Annotated in this window: 1 protein-coding gene; it reads left to right on the top strand. The window is 66.6% G+C overall.

The window, feature by feature from the left end:
- Positions 1-207 precede the first annotated feature (207 nt).
- On the top strand, positions 208-465 hold the full coding sequence (locus CH271_RS07840) for a hypothetical protein (RefSeq protein WP_048320462.1): 258 nt from the start codon (positions 208-210) through the stop codon (positions 463-465).
- Positions 466-626: the final 161 nt, after the last annotated feature.

Here is a 626-nt window from a genome sequence, read left to right as displayed (position 1 = left end):
GAAAGCCGACCGCAAGCGGTCGCACGTCCCCTCCGGGGCCGCCCCATATGGGTCACCAATTTGGTCGTACGAGTCGCCCGAGTCTGACATGCCGGGGACCCCGACCAGTCAACCCACGGTCGCAAGCTCCCTCTTCGGGGTTGACAGGCCACCCTCGTCATGTCGATCGGGGACGTCTCATCCGAACCTTTGGAAGGTGTCCCTGCCATGAACAACAACCTGCTCAACGATCACCAGATCATCACCGAGCTCATCGGCAATGCCGCTCAGCTCCCCGCCGAAGATCCGCGCGCGGCCCGGTGGGCCACCGAAGCGCTCGCGCTCGCCAGCGCAGCAGAGCTGCCCATCCTCATCGAGGAGGCCGAGGGAGTGCTCGGACGGATCGAGCACGACACCACCTGCCGGTGGTGCGCCGGGCAGCCGGGAGCAGCCATCCCGGTCGGGTCCTTCTGGTGCACCCACTGAGCATCAGGCCCTCCGGGGTCCCGGTCCCACCACGGGGCCGGGACCCCCCTTTTTTGTCTCCCGCACGGGCTGGAATACCACCGACAGCACTGTCGTTGTAGGACTCGACGGCGTTCGATCCCAATGCCCCGGGTACCAACCATCAGCCGCTACGAGCGGCC

Origin of the sequence: Rhodococcus sp. 05-340-2, from assembly GCF_002258915.1 — a bacterium.
In the GTDB taxonomy this organism is placed as follows: domain Bacteria; phylum Actinomycetota; class Actinomycetes; order Mycobacteriales; family Mycobacteriaceae; genus Rhodococcoides.
This window is presented reverse-complemented; position numbering and strand designations above follow the sequence as displayed.